Raw genomic sequence first — 24,729 nt, forward strand, 5'->3', positions numbered from 1 at the left:
GCTGCAGGGGGCATCCCCCTGAACAGCCCTCAGGCTTTCTCTTTCCAGCCGTCGTCTTTGAGCACAGAGCCAACGGTCAGCACGGGTGAGGCATCGATATCATCGGCGTCCATCATATTGGCCACTCGCTGCAAGGCGGCCAGAATCATGGTCTGTTCCCATTCCGCCAGGCTCTGGAACTTCTGGATGAAGTCCTCCTGCAGCGGATTCGGTGCGCGGGCAAGAATCTCTGCGCCTTCTTCGGTCAGGTGGGCATGCACCTTGCGTTTGTCGCGGGTACTGCGCACCCGGTACACCAGTTTGCGCAATTCCAGCCGATCCAGAATGGTCGTCACCGTGGCCTGGCTCAGGCTGACATTTTCGGCGATGGTACCGATCGTCACTTCCCCGAGGTCGCGGATGGTGCGCATAATCAATAACTGGGGGCCGGTTAAACCCGCGTGCTTGCTCAAACGCTTGGAATGAAGATCCGTTGCCCGGATCACACGCCGCAGTGCCACCAAAACCTGTTCGTAACCGTTCACATCTGCCCTCGGGAAAAGAAAATGCCCATTATTTATACCACTAATTATTAGAGGTCGTTATACCATTTCATGCAAGTGGGCAGTTTTACCTAGCACCCGCTAAACCTTCCAGACTGCCAGTGACCACCCGAGGGACTGCCGGTCCGGCACCACCCAACCTGATTTCAACCCGCCTTCGAACATTATTTATGCCAGCCGCTGTGCTAAGGTCGCAGCCGGACTCACTAACTATCGGATCCGATTAATGATCAGGTATTTCCTCGCTTTCATCCTCGCCCTGACCTTCAGCACCCAGACCTTCGCCCAGGAACAACTGGGCCCGGACAAAGAGCTGACCGCACAAGACGTTGAAAACGGCATTAAGACCCTCGAAAAGCCCATGTATACGCCGTTCGTCGAACTGTATCTGCTGGAAGAAACCAAAGCCCTGCGCCAGCAAATGCAAAACACCCGCGCGGAACTGATCGAAAAAGTCGTCGACAAAGAACTTTCGGTTGCCGACAAAACCATGTCGTACGCCACCGACACCGTTACCTACTTTTTTTACCTGATCGCAGGCGCCACCTCGATCCTCGTCGTCATCGGCTGGAACTCCATTCGCGATATGCGCAGCCAGCTCACCAGCCTGGCCGAGAAGCGGGTAAACGAACTGGTGGTAGTCTATGAACAGCGGCTGAAATCAATCGAGGAGCAGTTGCAGCAGAAGTCCGAGATTATCCACCAGAACCAGGCGGAAATCGAGCTTACCAACGAAGTTCATGCGCTGTGGCTGAAAGCCAGTCAGGAGACCTCGCACCAGAACAAGATTGCCGCCTACGACCAGATTCTGGACTTGCGGCCCGACGATGTGGAGGCGCTGAGTTACAAAGCCGACGCGGTGCTCGAGATGCAGGAGCCCCTTTGGGCCATCAGCTTGTGCCAGCGTGCGCTGAAACTCGCACCGGACAACGGCCATGCCCGATACCAGCTTGCCTGTGCCTACGCCGAAATCGGCCGCTGGGAAGACGCCATCAGCAATCTGGAAGAAGCCATCGAGATTGCCGCCGCCTACCGTGATGACGCCTCCGTCGACCCGAGTTTCGAGCAATTGCGCGACCACGAAAACTTCCGCAACCTGGTATTCATCGACTCGGAAGAAAGCCCGGAAGCCTGACCAGGGTCAAAACAAACTGGCCACAACAGAGCCAGAATCCGATGTGTCGCCCCCCTCAACAGAAAGGCACCTCGGCACTGCTTGACAAGTAACGGGCGGTGGTGTTTGTTTATGTCGGGAAGAGCATAATAAAAACCCTGACATAAACAGGAAAAACACGATGAAAACCTCCGTAAAAAAAATAGTTACAGCAGTAGGTGCATCTGTTGCCCTGATGTCCGCTGGCCAGGCTGCCGCTGATATCAAGGTAGGTATTGCCGGCCCCATGACGGGCCCGGTCGCCCAGTACGGTGACATGCAGTTTTCCGGCGTGCGCATGGCCATCGACCAGATCAACAAAGCCGGCGGGGTGATGGGCGAAAAGCTCGTTGCGGTGGAAATGGACGACGTGTGCGACCCGAAACAGGCTGTCACTGTCGCCAACCGAATGGTGAACGAGGGCGTCCAGTATGTTGTGGGCCACCTCTGCTCCAGTTCCACCCAGCCTGCGTCTGACATCTATGAAGACGAAGGCATTCTGATGATCACGCCAGCATCCACCAGCCCGGAAGTTACCGGTCGCGGTTACGAACTGGTTTTCCGCACCATCGGTCTGGACAGCATGCAGGGGCCGGTGGCTGGCAACTACATTGCTGCACAGAAGCCGGAGCGCGTTGCCATTGTTCACGACAAGCAGCAGTACGGTGAAGGCATCGCCACCGCCGTGCGCGACACCCTGAAAGACGCCGGGGTGGACATCGCCATGTTTGAGGGCATTACCGCCGGTGACAAGGACTTCTCGTCGCTGGTCACCAAAATCAAACAGGCCAATGTGGACTACGTCTACTACGGCGGTTATCACCCGGAACTGGGGCTGATTCTGCGCCAGGCACGGCAGTCTGATGTCGATGCCAAGTTCATGGGCCCGGAAGGCGTGGGCAACAAAGACATCAACACCATTGCCGGTGAAGCCGCGGAAGGCCTGCTGGTTACCCTGCCCCCAAGCTTCGACCAGAAAGCCGAGAACCAGCAGCTGATCAAAGCCTTCAACGAAAAAGGTGAAGATCCCTCAGGCCCCTTCGTTCTCACGTCCTATGCCGCCGTTCAACTGGTGGCGGACGGTATTGAACAGGCCCAATCCAAAGACCCGTACGACGTAGCCAAGGCCCTGCGCTCCGGAAGCTTCCAGACGCCCATCGGCACCGTGCAGTACGACAAGGCCGGGGACATGAAGTCGTTTGAGTTTGTGGTGTACGAGTGGCACTCAGACGGCAGCAAGACTCCGATGAACTGAGCCAGCCGCAAGCACTAAAGGCAACAACAAGAGCACCTTCCCACCGCGATCCGGGGGAAGGTGTGTCTCTGAGCTCCTGACGACCCTGCCTGCATTGATACCGGCGATACCGGTTCATGGCAGAGACATGGTGAGGGAGCAGGTTTTCGGAGCTCCACTCCCATGCAAGACCTCCTGTATTTTTTCCAGCAGCTCATCAACGGGCTGACCATCGGAAGCGCCTACGCGCTCATTGCCATCGGCTACACGATGGTTTACGGCATCATCGGCATGATCAACTTTGCCCATGGTGAGGTTTATATGATTGGCGCTTATACTGCGCTGATCGCCATCACCGGGCTGACCGCCTTCGGCATCGCCTGGCTTCCTCTGGTACTGATTGTCGCGCTCATCTGCGCCGTGATCGTCTCCAGCTCCATGGGCTGGGCGGTAGAACGGGTGGCCTATCGCCCGGTGCGCGGGCGGCACCGGTTGATCCCCCTGATCTCCGCCATCGGCATGTCGATTTTCCTGCAAAACTACGTGCACCTGGCCCAGGGCTCACGAAACATTGGCTTCCCGGCGCTGATGGATGGTGGTTTCCAGTTCGGCTCTGCAGACAGTTTCCAGATGTCGCTGTCATACATGCAGATCACCATCTTCATTACCACCCTGATCTGCATGACCTTGCTCTCTTTGTTTATTTCGCGATCCCGCATTGGCCGTGCCTGCCGTGCCGTATCCCAGGATCTGCGCATGGCCAACCTGCTGGGAATTGATACCAACCGCATTATCTCCGCCACGTTCGTGATCGGCGCCTCCCTGGCGGCGGTTGCAGGCCTGTTACTGGGCATGTATTACGGCTCGGTCGACCCGCTGTTCGGCTTTATTGCCGGCCTGAAAGCTTTTACCGCTGCCGTTCTGGGTGGCATTGGCAGCATTCCCGGCGCGATGCTCGGCGGCCTCATTCTGGGTGTGGCAGAAAGCATGACCTCGGGCTATCTCAGTGGCGAATACAAAGACGTGGTGTCGTTCAGCCTGCTGATTCTTATTCTGTTGTTCAAGCCGACCGGGCTGCTGGGCAAACCGGAGGTTGAGAAGATCTGATGGCGACTCCCAACTTCAAACATGCACTGTTCTGCGCGATCGTCACCATCGTGATCGCCTACCCGATTCTTGGGCTGAACCTGGTGGCCGAAAGCACCCGGGTGATTGTGGAAGGAGCCGATACCACCACCGTTATTTCGGTGTTCGCAGCGGCGCTCGTCGTCTTCCTGTTCCAACTATTCCGCGACCGGATCATGGCATCGTTGGGCGGCCTCCCCAAACTCAACCCCTTTGCCGACCGCGAACACATGCCGGAAAGCAAGCGGGCCCGGCTGGAATCCTGGGTGTTGACCGGCATCGTGGTGCTGGCACTGTTCTGGCCATTTTTTGTGTCCCGGGGCTCGGTGGACCTGGCCACCCTGGTGCTTATCTACATCATGCTGGCCCTGGGCCTGAACGTGGTGGTTGGTCTGGCCGGGCTGCTGGATCTTGGCTATGTGGCCTTCTACGCCGTCGGCGCCTACACCTTTGCCCTGCTCTCGCAGTACGCTGGCGTTTCCTTCTGGATGGCGCTGCCCATTGGCGCCTGCCTGGCGGCCCTGTTCGGGCTGGTTCTGGGGTTCCCGGTGCTCAGGCTGCGGGGCGACTATCTGGCCATTGTCACCCTCGGGTTCGGCGAGATCATCCGCATCCTGCTGAACAACTGGACGGCGCTGACCGGCGGCCCCAACGGCATCGGCGGCATTCCCGACCCGACCCTGTTCGGTATGGAGTTCGGCCGCCGGGTGAAAGAAGAAGGCAATACCTCGTTCCATGACACCTTCGGCATTGCCTACAGCAGCGAACACAAGGTGATATTCCTGTATCTGATCGCACTGATTCTGGCGGTGATTACTGCACTGATCATCCGACGCTTCATGCGGATGCCGGTAGGAAGAGCCTGGGAAGCGCTGCGTGAAGACGAGATTGCTGCCCGCTCACTGGGGCTAAGTCGCACTGCAGTAAAGCTATCGGCATTTACCATTGGTGCTTTCTTTGCTGGCTTTGCCGGTACCGTATTCGCCTCCAAGCAGGGCTTCATCAGCCCGGAATCCTTTGTCTTTCTGGAGTCTGCCATCATCCTGGCCATTGTTGTGCTGGGGGGGATGGGCTCACAGCTCGGCGTGGTACTTGCCGCAATCGCCGTCACCATTCTGCCGGAACTGGCCCGGGAGTTTTCCGACTTCCGGATGCTGGTATTTGGTGCTGCGATGGTACTGATGATGGTCTGGCGCCCCCAGGGCCTGATGCCCATGCGCCGTACCCACATCCAACTCAGACGGCAGGAGTAACAGCATGCTGGAAGTACAGAACCTGTCCATGCGGTTCGGTGGCCTGCTGGCTGTCGACCAGGTAACCCTGGACGTACAGGAACACGAAATTGTTTCCATTATCGGCCCCAACGGTGCCGGAAAGACCACGGTATTCAACTGCATCAGCGGCTTCTACAAGCCCACCGGCGGTAAAATCCTGTTCGAAGGTGGCGAGATCCAGGGCAAGCCAGACCACAAAATTTCCCGGCTGGGCATGGTGCGCACCTTCCAGCACGTGCGGCTGTTCGGGCAGATGACCGTGGTGGAGAACCTGCTGGTGGCCCAACACCGCCACCTGAACACCAACCTGCTGGCGGGGCTGATTAAAACCCCCGATTACCGGGAGCGGGAGCAGAAATCCCTCGATAGGGCCGCTTACTGGCTGGAGCGGGTCGGCCTGATGGAACTGGCCAACCGGGAAGCCGGTAACCTGGCCTACGGCCAGCAGCGCCGGTTGGAAATTGCCCGCTGCATGGTTACCGAACCCAAACTGCTGATGCTTGACGAACCCGCCGCCGGCTTGAACCCGGCGGAAACCAAAGACCTGAACCAGCTGATTATCAGCCTGAAAGAAGACTACAACGTCTCGGTGCTGCTGATTGAACACGACATGAGCCTGGTGATGGATATTTCCGACCGGATCACCGTCATCAACCAGGGCCGCCCGCTGGCTGCGGGCACGCCAGACGAAGTGCGCAACAACGACGATGTTATCAAAGCTTATCTGGGCGAGGCCTGAGGAACCATCATGCTGATACTGGAAGACGTACACACCCACTACGGCAAGATCGAGGCTTTGCACGGTGTCTCAGTGGAAGTGAACAAAGGCGAAATCGTCTCACTCATCGGCGCCAACGGCGCTGGTAAAACCACCCTGCTGATGACGGTTTGCGGCACGCCTCAAGCCAGTGCCGGGCGTGTTCTGTTGGAAGGACGAGACATCACTCACGAAGCAACCTCCAACATCATGCGCTCCGGCATCGCCATCGTGCCCGAGGGGCGCCGGGTCTTTCCCGGCCTCACGGTGGAGGAAAACCTGCACATGGGCGGTTTTTTCAACACCAAAGCCGAAATCCGCAAAAGCCAGGATCACGTTTACGAGTTGTTCCCCCGCCTGAAAGAGCGGGAACAACAGCGGGCGGGCACCATGTCCGGCGGGGAACAGCAAATGCTGGCCATCGGCCGTGCGCTGATGAGCAAACCCCGAATGATCATTCTCGACGAGCCGTCACTGGGCCTTGCCCCCATCATCATCCAGCAAATCTTTGAGATTATCGGCCAGTTGCGGGAGGAAGGCATCACCGTGTTTCTGGTGGAACAGAACGCGCACCAGGCACTGAGCCTGGCAGACCGGGGCTATGTACTCGAAACGGGGCGCATCCGGCTGCACGACACCGGCACGAATCTGCTGGCGAACCCGGAGGTTCGGGAGGCTTATTTGGGAGGTTAAGCCCAGACAAATTAATCATGCTAATTTGTTGCGAGTGATGGATTAACAAATCAATTGATTGTCCGGTCAAGAGTTTACCGTAACTTTTTTTCCATTATACTCCCACTAACGATCAACACTAATTGAGTAACTCATAGTTGACCGTTACCTGCAATCGCCAGGAACATCATGATTGCAGGGTATGCGACGAATGCTAAAAACCACATAAAGGAGTGGACAATGAAAAAATTGATCGCAGGTGCAGTTCTTCTTGGTGCTTCCACAATGGCCTTTGCTCAACCGGGCTGTGGCGTTGGCTCCATGATCTGGAAAGGACAGTCCGGCGTGGCTCCTCACGTGCTGGCAGCGACCACCAACGGTACTCTGGGTAACCAGACCTTTGGTATGACGACCGGTACTCTGGGTTGCCAGACCAACCAGGCTGTTCAGTCAATGGCCATGTACATGGACAGCAACATCGACAAGGTTGCCCGTGACATGTCCCGTGGCACTGGCGAAAACCTGGACACCCTGGCCGTACTGCTGGGCATCAACGAAGCAGACCGCGATGAGTTCCGGGCTACCCTGCAAGACAACTTTGCCGCTATCTTCCCCAACTCCGAAACCACTTCTGGCGAAGCAGTCGACGCAATTGTTGCGCTGCTGGAGCAGAACGAGTCTCTGAGCAAGTACGTCGCCGCCTGATCCAGGCGCTCAAAGGAATGAGATTGCGCCACGGACGGCGCATTTCCATCCGCACACCCAAACCGGAAACTCCAATTTCATGGGCTTCACCCTTCGTATCGGGCAAGCCGCTATCTGGCTTGCTTGCAGCACCGCCTGGGCGCAGGCTGATGTGCCATCGCTACCCGAAGACCTGCACCAACACCCTGACTGGTTAACGCTCGGGCATTACCATCCGAAAGCCATTGGCAACGGCTACCTGAGCCAGGCCGATGATCCTGCATTTTTTCTGAGTGAGCAGGGCAAGTCATCACCCGAGGCCGAGCTGCAGGCAACACTGAACGCCATTTTGCAACCTGGCGAAGGCAACGAACACGCCCGCTGCCGCTTCCCTGCCCGTGACGCCTGGCTGAGAAAGCAGCTTGATCTGCCTGACGAAAAGCCCAGTTGCCCGGAGTACGATGACTGGTTCAGCACGCTGAACACGGAAAAAGTCACACTTGTTTTTGCTGCCTCCTACCTTAACAGCCCGTCGTCGATGTTTGGCCACACGTTCCTTCGGCTAGATCCACCGCAGAACACCGGCGAAACCGATCTGCTGTTGGCCAATACTATCTCCTACGCTGCTGATGCAGCAGAGCATGACAGTGAATTGCTGTTCGCCTACCGGGGCATCTTCGGTGGTTATCCGGGAATTACCTCGATACAGCCCTATTACGAAATGATCCGGCTGTATAACGATATTGAGCATCGGGATTTGTGGGAATATACGCTTAACCTGAAGCAGGAAGAAGTGGATACACTGCTCGCCCATACCTGGGAGATACAGGACAAGAATTTCGATTACTATTTCTTTGACGAAAACTGCGCCTATCGCCTGCTGGCCCTTATCGACGCCGCACGCCCGGGCACAGACCTGCTCGCCGAAGTAAGCACTCACGCTATTCCCTCAGACACGGTACGTTGGGTGCGGGATGCCGGGCTGATTGAGCAAGTACACTACCGGCCATCGGCGGCAACCTCGGTCGCCCACAGCCTGGAATCCCTGCCCGCCGAGCACCGCGATATCGCAGCCGCCATGGCCAATGGGTTTGTTGAAGTCGACTCGGATGAGGTCAACGCCCTAAGTGAAGCCGCAAGGGCCCGGCTGCTGGACGCAACCTACGATTACGTACGTTATCAGAGCGAAGCCGAAAACTGGCCTCGGGCTCACGCCGCGCCACTCTCCCACCAGTTGCTGATTGCCCGCAGTGCCCTTGATCACGATGGGCCCGTACCGGAAGTACCGGTGCCCACCATCCGGGATGATCAGGGCCACGACACCTTGCGCCTGAGCCTGGGTGCCGGCCAGCTGGCTGGCGCAGAGTTTACCGAACTGACCGTTCGGGCCGCCTACCATGACCTATTGGACCCACCCGCGGGTTACAGGCCCGGCGCACAGCTCCAGTTCATGCGCCTGGATGCCCGGCTCTACCACCCCAATAATGAACTTCAGATCGAGCAAGTCGTTGGTGTTGAAATTCGCTCTTTAAGCCCCCGCGATGCCTTCTTTTCTCCGATCTCCTGGCAAGTCGGTTTTGGCGGACGGCGAACGGATACTGCAACGAGGCGGGTCTTCACCCCCTACCTGGAAGGCGGCGCTGGCGGCAGCTGGAACCTCGGCACACATACCCAGGCCTTTGCTGTTGCTACGGCAGATTTGGAAATCGATGATGATATTCGGCGGGGCTACGACTTTGCACCGGGCGCAGACCTGGGGGTGTTGCATCAGAACAATCACTTCAGTGCGCTGGCCGGGGTAAAAGCCAAGGCCTGGATTGTCAGCAGTCAACATCGCCAGGATCAGCTGTATGTTGAAGGCAACTGGCATATTGGCCGCGAGTTCAGCCTGTTCGCCAGGTTCACGCGGGAAGATCACTACGACAGGTATCAAAGTACATGGAAAGCCGGTCTCCACGCCTATTTCTGAACACCCGTTGGCTATCTGCCACCCTGCTGTGTTTTCTTACCTTGGCACAAGCCGGGTGCAGCAGCCTGTTTTTCTACCCGGATAAAGCAACCTACATTACTCCCGATCGCCTTAACCTTGCGTACCAAGACGTGTTTTTAAACACCGCCGATGGCGAAAGGCTCCATGGCTGGTGGCTACCGGCAGCGGCCGAACCCGCCAAAGGCACCGTCTATTATCTGCATGGCAACGCACAGAACGTCAGCGCACACCTGCTCAACGTAGCCTGGCTGCCTGAAAAGGGCTACAACGTATTTACGCTGGATTACCGGGGGTACGGGCAGTCAACGGGTGCTCCGGATATCGAAGGCGCTCTGCACGATATAGAAACCGGTTTGCGCTGGCTGGGTAACCAGCAACACAGCACTAACGCCCCGCTCTATCTGCTGGGCCAGAGCCTTGGTGGTGCCTTGGGTATTGCCCTGGCCAGCGAATGGTCACAGCGGAATGAACAACCGCACCTCGACGGCGTGATACTGGACGGAACCTTTTCCGGCTTTCGCGCAATTGCCCGGGAAAAGCTCGACGCGTTCTGGCTGACCTGGCCTCTGCAGATTCCGTTAAGCTGGACGATTCCGGATGAATATGAAGGCAAAAACAAAATTGCCGGAATATCACCGGTTCCGGTCATGATCATCCACAGTAAAAGAGATGGCATTATTCCGTTCCGGCACGGAGCAACGCTTTACGTGGCCGCTGAAGAGCCGAAGCAGTTTCTGCAAACCGATACGCCCCACGCGGCGACTTTCGTGATACCGGCCTACCGGAACTCAGTGCTGGAGTTTCTTGAAAGCAGAAAAAGCAATCCAGAAACACACTGACGATTACGCTTAGTACGCGCTCACTTTCAACGAACAGCCGCCAATGGTTGCAGGAAAACAATTCCTTAACATCTTGCAATGCTTGGCATGGCTCGTAGAATATGTGAAGTACAAAACGTTCACAGAACAATATTTAAACGACCGTAAGGGAATACTTATGAAAACTGTAATGAAGAGCCTTGTGCTCGCAACCGCCGTCTTTTCTACTGCTGCTTCCGCCGATCTAAGCTACACCTATGCAGAAGGTGGCGCTGCTATTCTCATGCCCAGCGGCCAGACACTGATGGGCTTTGACGTTCGTGGTTCATATCTTGCCACCGAAAACATCTTCGCCTATGGCGGCTTCCGGTTGTTGTCAGACGATTATGATTATACCAACTGGCACATCGGCGCTGGCTACCGGCATCCAATTGATGCGAAAACAGATGTGTGGGCAGGTGTTAACCTTGAATACCAGGAATTTGAGATCGAATACTGCAATTTCTTCGGATGCGCCTCCGGCTCCTTTGATGACACCGCTCCAGCCATCCGCGGGGGCCTGCGTCACCAGCTGAACGAGCAAATCGAAGTGGGTGCAAGCGCTCGTTACGTTACAGGAGATGCTGACTACCTCGGCCTGACCGGTCAGGGTCGCTACTTCATTCAGAAAAATCTGAGTGCGACCGCCGAAGTTGATCTGCAAGACGGTGATTTTGGCCTGTTTGGCGGTGTTACCTTCTTCTTCTGATGCAAGCGAATACCGGAATCTAAAAAGCCGCAGCAACACGCTGCGGCTTTTTTGTCTGTGCTGCCGCCTGGTTTACATCGGCAACATCTGCGTAACAACCCGGCGGGTACGTTTCTCGATTTCCGGCAAGGCTTCTTCCTCTTTCATGTTCATCTGGTTGGCCCAGACCGACAAACGGATGCCGTGAGGGAAGTAGTTACTCTTGCGCTTGGCGGTGGCCACGCTGGTGTTACCCTGGGAGGTTCCACCACCAGAAGCCATTCTGGCATTACCAGCGCCCGCGCGGTCTGCGGCACGGCTACCGGAGTCCGTTACCATCTCGAACTCTACCTGCTTGTTCTGACGCTCTTCGAGAACAACATCGATGATCAACGCCCATTCCCGGGGCCGCGAAGCATTGGAAATACCTATTCCAACCAGGCCGCCTGCGGCGACACCACCAGCAACACCTGCCACGCCGCTATCGGTCATGTTTGCGATTGCATACCCTGTTCCCAGGCCTACCGCTGCCCCCGAAATCGCTCCCATAGTGCGGGCCGCACCTGCGCCACCGGACTCAGGCTCGACTTCACCGAAAAAGCGGGTTGAAGCTCTAAGCCGGTACTTGGCAAGATCCGGATTGTTCAGAATCGTCCAGCCTTGCTCCCGAGCTGACTCTCTCAGCAGTTCGCGAAGGTCAATGTCGCTATCAGAAATATTCCGATAGGAAATATAGACTGTCCGATCGTTTCCTGAAGGCGGCTCAAGCTGGGGTGGCGGCACCACCCAGACTGTCCCACTGCGAGCTTCGGCGTACTTATTAGCTGTAATACTGCCCAGTTGCCTGGAAACAGTTGTACAGCCCGACGCCAGAATAGCCGTAGCCATAAACAAAATGGCGAATTTGACGAATTTCATATCACAATCCCTGATCACACAAGTTGAAGAGGCACCCGCCTCTGTTTCTGATCGAAGCATGGGCAGAACAGTCCAAACCGATCAACGCTAAGTGTAATCGCCAAACCCGAGAGTCGCAATCAAGGACAGGTTCTGTTTCTAAGGCACAAAAAAACCGCCATTCGGCGGTTTTTTTGCTCAACTGAAATCCGAAGAATCAGTCAGAAAAATCGGTCGGCTGCTCGCCTTCCTTTACTTCCTTCATGGACAGCTTTACGCGGCCACGGTTGTCTACATCCAGAACCTTCACCAGAACTTCCTGACCTTCGCTCAGCTCGTCAGTCACGTTCTCGATGCGGCGATCGGAAATCTGGGAGATATGCACCAGACCGTCCTTACCCGGCAGGATGTTTACGAAGGCACCAAAGTCGACGATACGCTCAACGCGGCCTTTGTAGATAGCGCCCACCTCGATCTCGGCGGTGATTTCCTTCACACGATTCACAGCAGCCTGAGCAGCAGCGGCGTTATCGGCGTAGATCTTCACATTGCCGTCGTCATCCAGGTCGATGGAGGCACCGGTCTCGTCGCAAATGCCACGGATGGTGGCACCACCCTTACCGATCACGTCACGGATCTTGTCCGGATGGATCTTGATGGTGGTGATGCTCGGCGCACGATCAGACAACTCTGAACGGGACTCAGCGATCACCTTGTTCATCTCACCCAGAATGTGCAAACGCGCGGCGTTGGCCTGCTCCAGGGCGATTTCCATGATCTCGTCGGTGATGCCCTGAATCTTGATGTCCATCTGCAGGGCGGTAACGCCATCTTTGGTACCGGCAACCTTGAAGTCCATATCGCCCAGGTGGTCTTCGTCACCCAGGATGTCGGTCAGAACGGCAAACTTGTCGCCTTCTTTAACCAGACCCATGGCAATACCGGCAACCGGCGCCTTCAAAGGTACACCTGCGTCCATCAGCGCCAGTGAGGAACCACAGACAGAGGCCATGGAGCTGGAACCGTTGGATTCTGTGATTTCCGAAACTGCGCGAATGGCGTACGGGAATTCTTCAATGGTGGGCATAACCGCCGCCACACCACGCTTGGCCAAGCGACCGTGACCGATTTCACGACGGCCCGGTGAACCCATGCGGCCCGCTTCACCTACGGAGTACGGAGGGAAGTTGTAGTGGAACAGGAACGGGTCTTTGCGCTCACCTTCCAGGGCATCAATGATCTGAACATCGCGGGTGGTGCCCAGCGTCGCGGTAACAATGGCCTGGGTCTCACCACGGGTGAACAGTGCAGAACCGTGCACAGACGGCAGCACACCCACTTTTACGTCGATCGGGCGAACGGTTTTGTTGTCACGACCGTCGATACGGGGCTTGCCGTCAATCACTTGCTGGCGAACCACGGATTTCTCAACCTTGCCGAAGTATTTCTTCACTTCGTCTTCGGAAGGCTGGCCTTCCTCGTCACCGGCCAGTTTCTCAACCGCCGCAGACTTGATTTCACCCAGGCGCTCGTAACGGGCCATCTTGTCGCGGATCGCGTAGGCTTCCTCGATGGCGCCACCAAACTCGGCCTTGATGACATTGAGCAGCTCGGTATTCTCAGCCTCAGGCTGCCACTCCCAGCGCGGCTTACCGTTTTCTGCAGCAAATTCCTTGATCGCGGTAATCGCGGTCTGCATTTCCTGGTGACCAAACAGCACGGCGCCCAGCATCTGGTCTTCAGTCAGGCCTTTGGCCTCGGACTCAACCATCAGCACCGCGTCATCGGTACCTGCCACAACCATGTCGAGCAGTGAGCTTTTCAGCTCTTCGAAGGTCGGGTTCAGGAAGTAGCCTTTTTCGTTGGTGTAGGCTACGCGCGCCGCACCAATCGGGCCATCGAACGGAATACCGGAGATCGCCAGCGCCGCAGACGCTGCCAACATGGCCGCGATGTCCGGATCGTGGTTCTTGCTGGCCGACATAACCGTCAGCACAACCTGAACTTCGTTCATGTAGCCGTTCGGGAACAACGGACGAATCGGCCGGTCGATCAGGCGCGAAGTCAGAGTCTCTTTTTCAGAAGGACGACCTTCGCGCTTGAAGAAACCACCGGGGATTTTACCGGCAGCGTAGGTTTTTTCCTGATAGTTCACGGTCAGCGGGAAAAAGCCCTGGCCCGGCTTGGGCTCTTTGGCACCGACTACGGTACCCAGTACCGCGGTATCGCCGGAAGTGACCAAAACAGCACCAGTAGCCTGGCGGGCAATACGGCCCGTTTCCAGAGTGTAGGTTTCACCACCCAGTTCAAATGTCTTAATACGTGGTTGCAGATCCACAATCATCTCCTGCATTTTCATCAATTATCGAATTCGACCAATGACCCATTCACCGGCCGGTGTCCAACAACTGCAGCAGTCTGATCTGTGAACCGAAAGGCAACCCGTCTGAAAGCTAACAGGCTGTTGTAAAACCCCGGCCATGCCCCGGGCTTTCAACAACCTGCTATCAATAGCGGCTTTCCATTGTGACAGGGAAAAACCTTCGGTTTCACGGACAAATCAACTGCAGCAAAATCGCCACCTGCAAGCCCTGACTGCGGACAAGACAGAAAGCGGGAGAGAAGCACGGCTGAACCCGGGGTACACCCGGGCCAGCCATCAGATCGTCAGACCCGGATTAGCGACGCAGACCCAGACGCTGGATAAGTTCCAGGTAACGGTCAGCGTTTTTACGCTTCAGGTAGTCCAGCAGTTTACGACGCTGGTTTACCATCCGGATCAGGCCGCGGCGGGAATGGTGATCCTGCTTGTTGGCCTTGAAGTGATCCTGCAGCTTGTTGATGTTGGCAGTCAACAGGGCCACCTGAACTTCAGGGGAACCGGTATCGCTTTCACCTTGCTGGAAATCAGAAACGATCTGTGCTTTCTCACTGGCTGACAGTGCCATATTTCACCTCATTGTTTGCGATGCATGAGTATCCGGCCGAACCGCGCATCTCTACAGCCCGGCTATGCAACAACGGGGTTTACCCCTTGCCGCTCTTAACCAGACGGCGCGGCACCAGTGTGGTGTCGTCGCCTTCCGGAATTGCTTCTGCCAACCCAACGAAGGCCTGCTCGCCATACACACGAACAAAACCTTCAAAGGGATGGCCCGGTATTCTAACCGGTTGTCCGTTCAAGATCGACACCAGCGATGGGCCCGCGAGCCGGTGCTCCGGAAACATCGTCAGCGCCGTTTCTGGCGGCAGCAACAGGCCATCCAGGCTTTCACCACGCTCGCGCATGGCTTCCAGGTCTTTGACATCACGGACATTTGCCAGGGTGTAGCCAGAAGCCAGCGTGCGCCGGAGTGCCGACACATGCGCCCCACAGCCAAGCGCCTCACCAATGTCTTCCACCAATGAGCGGATGTACGTACCTTTGGTGCAGGTAACCGCCAGATCCAGTTCGGTTTCACGAACCGCCAGCAGTTTAAGCTCATAAATGGTGACCGGCCGGGCTGGCCGTTCGATTTCGATGCCCTCACGAGCATACTCGTAGAGCGGCCGCCCCTGATGTTTCAGAGCCGAGTACATCGACGGCACCTGCTGGATGTTGCCGCGAAAGCCTTCCAGCACCGCCTCAACCGTGGCCTCAGTCAGCTCCGGCACCGGCTTTTCAGCGACCACAGCACCTTCACTGTCGCCGGTTTCGGTGCGCACACCGAGTTTTGCGGTGGTGATGTAGGCCTTGTCGCTATCGAGCATGCTCTGGGAGAACTTCGTTGCCTCACCAAAGCACAGCGGCAGTACACCGGTGGCCAATGGATCCAGTGCGCCTGTGTGGCCAGCCTTGGCCGCACCATACAGGCGTTTGACCTGCTGCAGGATACCGTTGGAGGTCACACCCTGAGGCTTGTCGATCACCAGGATGCCGTTTACATCACGGCCCTTGCGTCTGCGGCTCAAGCGTCACGCTCCGGATTGTCCGATACCGGATCGTCGTTATCATCCCGGGGCACCACTGGCTGTTCGCCCACCGCCTGGCGGATCAGTCGATCCATCTTGCGGCTCTGGCCTAGCAGGGTGTCGAAGTGAAAACGCAGATGCGGGGTTACTCTCAGTTTCATAGCGCGGCCAATCTGGCCACGCAGAAAGCCCGAGGCCTTGTTGAGCACTGAAAGAGAATCCTGAACTTCAGGAGACTCTTCCGTCAGCTCGTCGGTAGACAGCAGGGAGATATAGATATCGGCATAACCGAGGTCACGGCTGACCTTAACGTCGTTCACCGTGACCATACCAACGCGAGGATCTTTCACCTCGCGCTGGATCAGTTGCGCCAGCTCCCGCTGCATCTGATCGCCAATGCGATCTACGCGGCTGTATTCACGTGCCATCAGGCCCCCGAAGACTCAAGCTTGCGCTCAACGCGAACGCGATCAAATACTTCGATCTGGTCGCCGACTTTCACGTCGTAGCCTTTAACACCGATACCACATTCCATGCCGTTGCGAACTTCCTGCACGTCATCTTTGAAACGACGCAGGGATTCCAGCTCGCCTTCAAAGATCACCACGTTGTCACGCAGAACCCGAATCGGCTTGTTACGGAATACGGTACCTTCGGTCACCATGCAGCCAGCCACCTGACCAAACTTCGGTGAGCGGAAAACATCGCGCACATCGGCAATGCCCACGATATCCTCACGGAACTCGGGCGCCAGCATGCCGGTAAGGGCCGCCTTCACATCATCGATCAGGCCGTAGATGATGCTGTAGTAGCGCAGATCCAGGCCTTCCTGCTCAACCAGGCGCTTGGACGCTGTATCCGCACGCACGTTGAAGCCAAAGATGACGGCGTTGGTTGCCATCGCCAGGCTGACGTCGGTTTCAGCGATACCGCCCACACCAGACGACACGATCTTCACCTGAACTTCATCGTTACCCAGATCCTGCAACGACTTGGTGATCGCCTCGAGAGAACCACGCACGTCGGTCTTGAGCACCACGTTGAGGGTCTTGACCTCGTCTTTGCCCATGTTCTCGAACATGTTTTCGAGCTTGGCGGCCTGCTGACGCTGCAAGCGCTGCTCACGCTCACGCACCTGACGGAACTCAGCCAGCTCTTTGGCCTTCTTCTCGTTGGCAACCGCGAGGAACTCGTCGCCTGCATCGGGCGTACCGTTCAAACCAAGAATCTCGACCGGAATAGATGGGCCAGCTTCTTTAACCTGGTTGCCAGCCTCGTCGGTCATGGCTCGAACCTTACCGAAGAAGGAACCAGCCACCACCATTTCACCCTGGCGCAGGGTACCGTTCTGAACCAGCACGGTGGCGACCGAACCGCGACCACGTTCCAGACTGGATTCCACCACAACGCCTTTCGCGGCGGCATCGGGAGACGCTTCCAATTCCAGAATTTCAGCCTGCAGGAGAACCGCCTCGAGCAGTTCGTCGATACCGGCGCCGGATTTGGCAGAAACAGGCACAAACTGCACGTCGCCGCCCCAGTCTTCCGGAATCACTTCCAGCGCCGACAGCTCGTTCTTGATGCGGTCGGGATCGGCTTCTTCCTTGTCAATTTTGGTGATCGCAACCACCAGCGGAACACCGGCAGAGCGCGCGTGCTGAATCGCTTCCTTGGTTTGCGGCATTACGCCATCGTCGGCCGCCACTACCAGGATAACAATATCCGTACACTGGGCTCCGCGGGCACGCATGGCAGTAAACGCCGCATGGCCCGGGGTATCCAGGAAGGACACCATGCCGTGATCGGTCTGAACGTGGTAAGCACCGATATGCTGGGTAATACCACCAGACTCGCCAGACGCAACCTTGGTACGGCGAATGTAGTCCAGCAATGAGGTCTTACCGTGGTCTACGTGACCCATCACGCTGACAACAGGCGCCCGCTTGGTGCGCTCTTTGCCCTCGTCATAACCGGTAATTTCGCTCAACACTTCTTCTTCGAAAGCGTCCTCGCTCACGGCTTTGGGGGTATGCCCCAACTCTTCGGTGACCAGTACGGCGGTTTCCTGATCCAGAGCCTGGTTGATGGTAGCCATCACGCCCATGCCCATCAGGGTCTTGATTACATCCGCTGCCTTGACGGCCATGCGCTGTGCAAGGTCACCAACAGTGATGGTTTCGGGAATCTGTACTTCTCTTACCATTGGCTTTGTGGGCCTCTCGAAAGCATGACGCTTTTCTTTCGGTTTCTTTTTGGCCCGCAGCTGTTTGCGAGGAGCCTTGTCCTCGTCATCCTCTGAAATAACCAGAGGCTCTTCTACCGGACGGCTGCGTGGGCCGCGATGGCCAGCCTGTTTCTTCTTAGGCTTGCCTTCTTCACTATCATCACCGCGCTCACGCACCTTCTCTTTTTTCTTCTTGGGCTTGCGATCCCGGCCTTCGTCTTCCGGCGGAGGCATAGGCATATCCTCCGGCGCGGTGACAGGCTCCGGCGTTTCCGCCGCAGGCTGCTCTTCAGCTTTTACTTCTTCGGTAGCCGGTTGCTCTTCGGCTTTCGGCTCCGCTACCGGTGCTTCGGCTTCAGTCTTCACCGGCTCTTCTACCGTTGCCTGCTCTGCCACCGGCTGCGCAACAGTTTCTTCTACCTGCGGCACTTCGGCTTCGGCCTCTGGCTGCAGCTCCGCACGCTTGATGTAAGTGCGACGCTTGCGAACCTCTACATTGACCGTCTTGGCCTTGCCCGCTTTCAACGTCGTCGTTGTTTTGCGCTTGAGTGTGATCTTGCGCGGCTCTTCCGCTGCATCACCGTGGGTCTTTCTCAGATAACTCAGCAGCTGCTGCTTCTCATCGCTGGTAACAGCATCGTTTTCACTGCGGGCCGACAAGCCGGCCTCGACAATCTGCTTCAGCAAACGATCCACGGGAGCGCCTACATCTGCGGCCAGTTGTTTTACCGTTACTTCAGTCATACTGGACCTCCTCTCCCGAATCAGGCCTGGTCTTCAAACCAGGGGGCACGTGCGGTCATGATTAGCTGACCGGCACGCTCTTCATCCATACCTTCAATTTCCAGCAGTTCGTCGATTGACTGTTCTGCCAGATCTTCCATTGTCCGAACACCAAGGCCCGCGAGCTTGAACGCCAGCGCGCGATCCATACCATCCATATTCAGAAGATCTTCTTCAGGTTCTGCACCTTCCAGAGCTTCTTCACTGGCGATCGCCTGGTTCAGCAAGACATCCTTGGCCCGGCGACGCAGTTCCGAAACGGTGTCTTCATCAAAACCGTCGATTGCCAGCATCTCTTCCATCGGAACGTAGGCCACCTCTTCGATAGAGGTAAAGCCTTCTTCAATGAGCACACCGGCAAATTCCTCATCGACATCAAGGTACTGCGTAAAGTGCTCAAGCAGGCGGTTATATTCCTGCTCCTGACGCTCACCGGCTTCTTCCTCGGTCATCACGTTCAGGGTCCAGCCGGTAAGCTCCGTCGCCAAGCGCACGTTTTGGCCGTTACGGCCAATGGCCTGGGCCAGGTTGTCTTCGGCCACGGCCACATCCATGGTGTGGCGATCTTCGTCCATTACAATGGAGGCAACTTCGGCTGGCGCCATGGCGTTAATCACCAACTGGGCGGGGTTGTCGTCGTACAGAACAATATCGACTCTTTCGCCACCCAGCTCGTTAGAGACCGCCTGAACGCGGGAGCCGCGCATACCAACACAGGCACCTACCGGATCAATCCGGCGATCATTGGTCTTTACCGCAATCTTTGCTCTGGAACCCGGATCCCGGGCTGCGCCGCGAATTTCGATCAACTCTTCCGCAATCTCGGGCACTTCAATCCGGAAAAGCTCAACCAGCATCTGCGCATCGGTGCGGCTCAGAATAAGCTGAGGCCCACGATGATCGGTGCGAATTTCCAGCAACAAGGCCCGAACCCGATCTCCCATACGGAAGGTTTCGCGGGGAATCAGGTGCTCGCGCGGCAACAAGGCTTCAGCGTTGCTACCCAGATCAACAATAACGTTGTCACGGGTCACTTTTTTAACCGTACCGGATACCAACTCACTGATACGATCGCGGTAACTGTCGACGATTTTGGTGCGCTCGGCTTCACGCACTTTCTGGAAAATAATCTGCTTTGCCGCCTGAGCGCCGATTCGGCCGAAAGCAACCGACTCAACCTTCTCTTCATGCATGTCGCCAGGCTTGAGATCGGTATCAATTTCTTCCGCTTCCTGCATAGTCAGCTCTGTACCCAGAGCAGGAACCGCATCGTTATCGACCACCAACCAGCGGCGGAAGGTTTCGTATTCTCCGGTGCGGCGATCAATGGCAACCCGGATATCCGCCTCTTCGTCTTCGTAGCGTTTTTTGGCAGCGGTGGCGAGCGCGAGTTCAATCGCCTCGAAAATCACATCCTTCTCGACACCTTTCTCGTTCGAGACGGATTCCACTACCAGCAAGATCTCTTTACTCATGGGTTTGCCCTGCCCTCAAAAAGATACATCTGTAGATATATGAAAATGGCTTATTCGAAAACCGGCATAATGTTGGCTTTCTCGATACTGTCGAACGGCAACAGATACTCGTGGTCATCCACCACGATGACTACCTCATCACCTTCCACGCCCTTGATCAGCCCTTGGAATTTGCGGCGCCCTTCAAAGGCCATGCGCAAACGGATCTGAACCTGGTGACCAACAAAACTCTGGTACTGAGCCAGGGTAAACAGCGGCCGATCCATGCCTGGCGAAGACACTTCCAGCGTGTACTCAACCTGAATAGGATCTTCCACATCCATCACACCGCTGATCTGGCGGCTGACTTTTTCACAGTCATCAATACCAATGCCGTTTTCGGCATCATCTATGAATACCCTGAGCATTGAATGTTGCCCCTGGGAGCGATATTCGATGCCCCAGAATTCATAACCCAGGCCTTCAACCACCGGGCGAAGGATGTCTTCCAGTTGTTTCAGTTTGGCTGACAAGTGTCGCCGCCTCCGTGTTCGGAATTTTCAAAGTACAAAAACAAAAAAAGGGCTGTATATCAGCCCTTTTTATGCACCAGGGCCCGTTGCGCCAGGCCCCTTAATCAAAAAGCCCCTGATGATGGGGCCTTTTGTTGCAAGAATTCGCAGAGAGCCAACCCTTACGCGCTCTCTACCGACAGACACCTGGCCTGCCTGGAAGCCAGCGGACAACCGCTAACTCCAATATCCGCGGCAGTATAGAGACGCCAAACGGACTGGTCAAGGACTGACCAAAAAAAACGGCCTGGGAATACCAAGCCGTTCTTTCAATATGGTGCCCGGGGCCGGACTCGAACCGGCACGACTTTCGTCACCACCCCCTCAAGATGGCGTGTCTACCAATTTCACCACCCGGGCAACAATTCTTACTCGAGCTCAGGGAGACCAGACTCCCCACCCTCGGCTTCGTTGCTGGCTGCACCTTCGTCAATCGACGGCACCTGCTGGGATTCAGCTGCCCCATTCGAGGACTCCTGAACCACCGGAATACCGGCCTCACCGGCCACTTCCGCGCGCTGCTTGGCAAATACAGCCAACGAAAAACTGGTTACAAAAAAGACGACCGCCATCAGAGTGGTCACCTTGGTTAGGAAGCTGCCGCTACCCTGACTACCGAACACAGTCTGAGATGCACCACCACCAAAAGCCGCTCCGGCGTCTGCACCCTTACCCTGCTGGATCAGAACCAGACCCACCAGCGCCACGGCGATCACGACGTGTACAACCACTACCAGTGTTTCTAACCAATCCATACAAACTCTCGTAAACCTGACTGTTTCGGATTAAGCACCTGCCGAAAGGCATCGGCAAATACTGAGAAACTCTTCCGCATTCAAGGATGCGCCACCAACAAGACCACCATCAACATCAGGCCCTGCAAACAACGCGGCAGCATTATCCGCTTTTACACTGCCGCCGTAAAGTACTGAAATCGAATTGGCTGGCGCGCCCATCTCCGAAAGCACCCGACGAATCGCCGCATGCATTGCCTGGGCATCCTCTGCGGTGGCAGTTTTTCCGGTGCCTATGGCCCAAACCGGCTCATAAGCAACAACAACGGAGCCCCACCGATCTGTGGGTACGTCTGCCAAACCCTGACGCACCTGCCTCTCGACAACGGCTTCGGCCTCGCCGCTTTCGCGCTCCGACTCGACTTCACCCACGCACAGCACGGCAGTCATTCCGGAAGCGATAACTTTCTCTACCTTACGGGCAACCAGGTCGTCGGTTTCGGCAAACATCTGGCGACGTTCAGAGTGGCCGACCAGCACAAAATCACAACCGACATCCCGCGCCATCGACGCCGACACTTCACCCGTGTAGGCGCCGGCATCATGCTCGGACACATTCTGAAGCCCCAGCCTGACAGCGCCGCCTGACATTTTGGCGACGTAGCTAACATACGGCGCAGGCGGAAATATAACAACATCCAGGCTGCCAGATCCGACCTGCCCGGAAATTGCACCAACAAGATCTCTGACCAGGCCTTTCGACCCGTGCATTTTCCAGTTTCCGGCAACAATCTTGCGGCGCATCTCTGCTCTCGACAACCCTGAACAAAAGAGAGCGCGAACTATACAGCAGTCAATGCAGGCACACAACCACCCGCCACCAGAGCTTCAGGGCTGCGAAGCCTCAACCACTTCAGCCAGCTGCCGGGCCACTGCACGAATACGTTCGGCATCATGCCCTTCCGCCATTACCCGAATCAGAGGCTCGGTTCCCGAGGCCCTGAGCAGGATGCGGCCTTCGCTGCCCAAGGCAGCTTCAGCCCGGGCAACCGCCCCTGCGATATCGTCCCGGGAGAGCGGATCAAAGCGTTCAGACACCCGTACGTTGATCATTTCCTGGGGCAGCTTACTCATACCGGCTCTCAACTCAGTCATGGTCTTGCCGGAACGACGAACCGCCAGCAGCACCTGCAGCGCCGAAACGATTCCATCACCCGTGCTGGTACAGTCGCGGATGACCAGGTGCCCGGAGCCCTCGCCACCGACCAGCCAGCCATTAGACACCAGGCGCTCCATAACGAACCGGTCACCGACTTTGGCCCGCTCAAATTTGATATCCAGCTCTTTCAGAGCGAGCTCAACACCCAGGTTCGTCATCAGCGTGCCGACCACACCCCCTTTCAGGCGCCCTTCCATCTGGCGCTGGGAGGCAAGAATGTACAGCAACTCATCGCCATCCACTTCGGAGCCGTCGCGGTCAACCATCAACACCCGGTCACCGTCGCCATCAAACGCAATACCGAGATCGGCCGATTTGTCGGCGACCGTCTGCCGGAGCAACTCCAGATGCGTGGAGCCCACGCCAAGATTGATGTTAAGGCCGTCAGGCTCGGCACCAATCACCGTAACCCGGGCACCCAGCTCCCGAAATACCTTGGGGGCGACATGGTAAGTGGCGCCATGGGCGCAATCCAGCACCAGGTGCATACCCTCAAGACTGAATTCGTTGGGAACCGTGCTCTTGCAGAACTCGATGTAACGGCCTGGCGCATCATCCACCCGGCTGGCTTTTCCCAGCTCTCCCGGCTCGCAAACCCTAATCGGACAATCCAGCCAACGTTCGATCTCTGCCTCCAGGGCATCATCAAGCTTGGTGCCTGCCGCAGAGAAAAACTTGATGCCGTTATCATGGTGAGGATTGTGGGAGGCACTGATCACAATACCTGCAGATGCCCGGAAGGTTCGAGTCAGATAGGCAATGGCAGGGGTGGGCATAGGGCCCAGAAGCTTCACATCCACCCCGGCCGCAGACAAACCTGCCTCAAGAGCGGATTCAAACATATACCCGGAAAGACGGGTGTCTTTGCCAATCAGCACACTGTTACGCTGCCCCGCCTTTTTGAACGCCTGACCTGCAGCCCAGCCAAGGTGCAACATAAATTCCGGTGTGATCGGAGCATCACCCACCCGACCGCGAATGCCGTCTGTACCAAAATACTTGCGCTGCCCCATCAGATTGCCTCTCTTACAGCCGCAACCACTTTCACGGCATCTACTGTTTCCTGTACGTCGTGCACCCGCAGAATGCCCGCCCCCTTCATGGCTGCTATTGTCGCGGCAGCCAGGCTGGCTGGCAACCGCTCACTCACCTCTCGGCCGGTGACCGCACCGAGCATCGACTTCCGGGAGACTCCTACCAGCAACGGACAACCGAATAACTGGAACTGCTCCAGAGCTGCAAGCAAGCGGAAGTTGTGAGCCACGGTCTTACCGAAGCCGAACCCCGGATCGAGAATGATATTGGCCAGGCTGACACCGGCCTGCTCCGCACAGGCCATTCGCCCGGACAAAAACGCGCTGACATCCCGCCCTAGATGACTGTAGCGCGGATCTTTCTGCATGGTATCAGGCTCACCCTGAATGTGCATAAGACACACAGGCACGTCCGCGGCGGCAGCTGCTTCCGGCGCGCCTTCACGCTGCAGGGCTCGGACATCGTTAATCAGGCCCGCCCCCAGCTTTACCGCTTCTGCCATAACCACCGGGTTACTGGTATCAACCGAAATCACCACATCAAGCTCACGGGCAATGGATTCAACCACCGGGCACACCCGATCCAACTCTTCCTGGGTAGACACCGCAACAGCACCCGGCCGCGTAGACTCGCCGCCAACATCAATGAAGTCGGCACCGGCTTCAACCATTTGCCGCGCGCGCCACAGTGCCGCATCACGGGAGTTGAACTGCCCGCCATCAGAAAAGGAGTCGGGGGTAACGTTAAGTATCCCCATCACCCTGCACCGCGAAAGATCCACTTGCCGACCGGCGAAGTCCATTAATTTCATCAACAGCCCAACCTGATTTATTCTCCACAAAAACAAACGCCGCCCGGTATCGGGCGGCGTTCACGCTGGTTCC

At 56.7% G+C, this 24,729-nt stretch carries 23 protein-coding genes and 1 tRNA gene; 10 read left to right on the forward strand and 14 right to left on the reverse strand.

Going from position 1 to position 24,729, the window contains the following annotated elements:
- Positions 1 to 29: 29 nt before the first annotated feature.
- Positions 30 to 524 carry a MarR family winged helix-turn-helix transcriptional regulator gene (locus C7H09_RS08290; RefSeq protein ID WP_106762090.1) on the reverse strand — a complete coding sequence of 165 codons (495 nt, stop codon included), beginning with the start codon at positions 522 to 524 and terminating at the stop codon, positions 30 to 32.
- Between the two features lie 244 nt (positions 525 to 768).
- On the opposite strand from C7H09_RS08290, the gene C7H09_RS08295 reads away from it, so the two are divergent.
- From C7H09_RS08295 to C7H09_RS08340, 10 genes are all read left to right on the forward strand, one after another.
- Entirely contained in the window at positions 769 to 1,677 is a 909-nt protein-coding gene (locus C7H09_RS08295) for a tetratricopeptide repeat protein (RefSeq protein WP_106762091.1), read from the forward strand.
- Between the two features lie 160 nt (positions 1,678 to 1,837).
- On the forward strand, positions 1,838 to 2,950 hold the full coding sequence (locus C7H09_RS08300; RefSeq protein WP_106762092.1) for a branched-chain amino acid ABC transporter substrate-binding protein: 1,113 nt from the start codon (positions 1,838 to 1,840) through the stop codon (positions 2,948 to 2,950).
- A 162-nt stretch (positions 2,951 to 3,112) separates the two neighbouring features.
- Positions 3,113 to 4,036, forward strand: coding sequence for a high-affinity branched-chain amino acid ABC transporter permease LivH (gene livH, locus C7H09_RS08305; RefSeq protein ID WP_106762093.1), 924 nt, complete (start codon positions 3,113 to 3,115; stop codon positions 4,034 to 4,036).
- Positions 4,036 to 5,307 carry a high-affinity branched-chain amino acid ABC transporter permease LivM gene (locus tag C7H09_RS08310; protein ID WP_106762094.1) on the forward strand — a complete coding sequence of 424 codons (1,272 nt, stop codon included), beginning with the start codon at positions 4,036 to 4,038 and terminating at the stop codon, positions 5,305 to 5,307. Before livH ends, C7H09_RS08310 begins: the two co-directional genes overlap by 1 nt.
- A gap of 4 nt (positions 5,308 to 5,311) precedes the next feature.
- Entirely contained in the window at positions 5,312 to 6,067 is a 756-nt protein-coding gene (livG, locus tag C7H09_RS08315) for a high-affinity branched-chain amino acid ABC transporter ATP-binding protein LivG (RefSeq protein ID WP_106762095.1), read from the forward strand.
- A 9-nt stretch (positions 6,068 to 6,076) separates the two neighbouring features.
- On the forward strand, positions 6,077 to 6,778 hold the full coding sequence (locus C7H09_RS08320) for an ABC transporter ATP-binding protein (protein ID WP_106762096.1): 702 nt from the start codon (positions 6,077 to 6,079) through the stop codon (positions 6,776 to 6,778).
- Between the two features lie 219 nt (positions 6,779 to 6,997).
- Positions 6,998 to 7,462 carry a DUF3015 family protein gene (locus C7H09_RS08325; RefSeq protein ID WP_106762097.1) on the forward strand — a complete coding sequence of 155 codons (465 nt, stop codon included), beginning with the start codon at positions 6,998 to 7,000 and terminating at the stop codon, positions 7,460 to 7,462.
- 79 nt (positions 7,463 to 7,541) lie between these two features.
- Positions 7,542 to 9,410, forward strand: a complete 1,869-nt coding sequence (locus C7H09_RS08330) for an Lnb N-terminal periplasmic domain-containing protein (RefSeq protein ID WP_106762098.1) — start codon at positions 7,542 to 7,544, stop codon at positions 9,408 to 9,410.
- Positions 9,380 to 10,270 (forward strand): alpha/beta hydrolase, encoded by an 891-nt coding sequence (locus tag C7H09_RS08335; protein WP_106762099.1) that lies wholly within the window; start codon positions 9,380 to 9,382, stop codon positions 10,268 to 10,270. The genes C7H09_RS08330 and C7H09_RS08335 overlap by 31 nt, the downstream gene beginning before the upstream one ends.
- Before the next feature lie 157 nt (positions 10,271 to 10,427).
- Positions 10,428 to 10,997, forward strand: coding sequence for an outer membrane beta-barrel protein (locus tag C7H09_RS08340; protein ID WP_106762100.1), 570 nt, complete (start codon positions 10,428 to 10,430; stop codon positions 10,995 to 10,997).
- 72 nt (positions 10,998 to 11,069) lie between these two features.
- On the opposite strand, the gene traT is transcribed toward C7H09_RS08340, so the two are convergent.
- The 13 genes from traT to folP form a co-directional block, all read right to left on the reverse strand.
- Positions 11,070 to 11,894 (reverse strand): complement resistance protein TraT, encoded by an 825-nt coding sequence (traT, locus tag C7H09_RS08345; protein ID WP_165794806.1) that lies wholly within the window; start codon positions 11,892 to 11,894, stop codon positions 11,070 to 11,072.
- A 196-nt stretch (positions 11,895 to 12,090) separates the two neighbouring features.
- Positions 12,091 to 14,205 (reverse strand): polyribonucleotide nucleotidyltransferase, encoded by a 2,115-nt coding sequence (pnp, locus tag C7H09_RS08350; RefSeq protein ID WP_240616542.1) that lies wholly within the window; start codon positions 14,203 to 14,205, stop codon positions 12,091 to 12,093.
- Positions 14,206 to 14,551: 346 nt separating this feature from the next.
- Entirely contained in the window at positions 14,552 to 14,821 is a 270-nt protein-coding gene (gene rpsO, locus C7H09_RS08355) for a 30S ribosomal protein S15 (protein WP_106762102.1), read from the reverse strand.
- Positions 14,822 to 14,900: 79 nt separating this feature from the next.
- Positions 14,901 to 15,824 (reverse strand): tRNA pseudouridine(55) synthase TruB, encoded by a 924-nt coding sequence (gene truB, locus C7H09_RS08360; protein WP_106762103.1) that lies wholly within the window; start codon positions 15,822 to 15,824, stop codon positions 14,901 to 14,903.
- Positions 15,821 to 16,252 (reverse strand): 30S ribosome-binding factor RbfA, encoded by a 432-nt coding sequence (gene rbfA, locus C7H09_RS08365; RefSeq protein WP_106762104.1) that lies wholly within the window; start codon positions 16,250 to 16,252, stop codon positions 15,821 to 15,823. Before rbfA ends, truB begins: the two co-directional genes overlap by 4 nt.
- Entirely contained in the window at positions 16,252 to 18,792 is a 2,541-nt protein-coding gene (gene infB, locus C7H09_RS08370; protein ID WP_106762105.1) for a translation initiation factor IF-2, read from the reverse strand. Before infB ends, rbfA begins: the two co-directional genes overlap by 1 nt.
- A 20-nt stretch (positions 18,793 to 18,812) precedes the next feature.
- The gene (nusA, locus tag C7H09_RS08375) at positions 18,813 to 20,306 is read right to left on the reverse strand and encodes a transcription termination factor NusA (protein ID WP_106762106.1); all 1,494 of its coding nucleotides are present in this window, start codon (positions 20,304 to 20,306) and stop codon (positions 18,813 to 18,815) included.
- A gap of 50 nt (positions 20,307 to 20,356) precedes the next feature.
- Entirely contained in the window at positions 20,357 to 20,818 is a 462-nt protein-coding gene (gene rimP / locus C7H09_RS08380; protein ID WP_106762107.1) for a ribosome maturation factor RimP, read from the reverse strand.
- Between the two features lie 314 nt (positions 20,819 to 21,132).
- Positions 21,133 to 21,217: transfer RNA gene (locus C7H09_RS08385), tRNA-Leu, on the reverse strand.
- A gap of 8 nt (positions 21,218 to 21,225) precedes the next feature.
- On the reverse strand, positions 21,226 to 21,612 hold the full coding sequence (gene secG / locus C7H09_RS08390) for a preprotein translocase subunit SecG (protein WP_106762108.1): 387 nt from the start codon (positions 21,610 to 21,612) through the stop codon (positions 21,226 to 21,228).
- A gap of 30 nt (positions 21,613 to 21,642) precedes the next feature.
- Positions 21,643 to 22,395, reverse strand: coding sequence for a triose-phosphate isomerase (gene tpiA, locus C7H09_RS08395; protein WP_106762109.1), 753 nt, complete (start codon positions 22,393 to 22,395; stop codon positions 21,643 to 21,645).
- Positions 22,396 to 22,479: 84 nt separating this feature from the next.
- Positions 22,480 to 23,823 (reverse strand): phosphoglucosamine mutase, encoded by a 1,344-nt coding sequence (gene glmM / locus C7H09_RS08400; RefSeq protein ID WP_106762110.1) that lies wholly within the window; start codon positions 23,821 to 23,823, stop codon positions 22,480 to 22,482.
- Positions 23,823 to 24,647, reverse strand: coding sequence for a dihydropteroate synthase (folP, locus tag C7H09_RS08405; RefSeq protein WP_420844187.1), 825 nt, complete (start codon positions 24,645 to 24,647; stop codon positions 23,823 to 23,825). Before folP ends, glmM begins: the two co-directional genes overlap by 1 nt.
- Positions 24,648 to 24,729: the final 82 nt, after the last annotated feature.

The sequence above is a fragment of the Marinobacter fuscus genome (assembly GCF_003007675.1).
Classification (GTDB): domain Bacteria; phylum Pseudomonadota; class Gammaproteobacteria; order Pseudomonadales; family Oleiphilaceae; genus Marinobacter; species Marinobacter fuscus.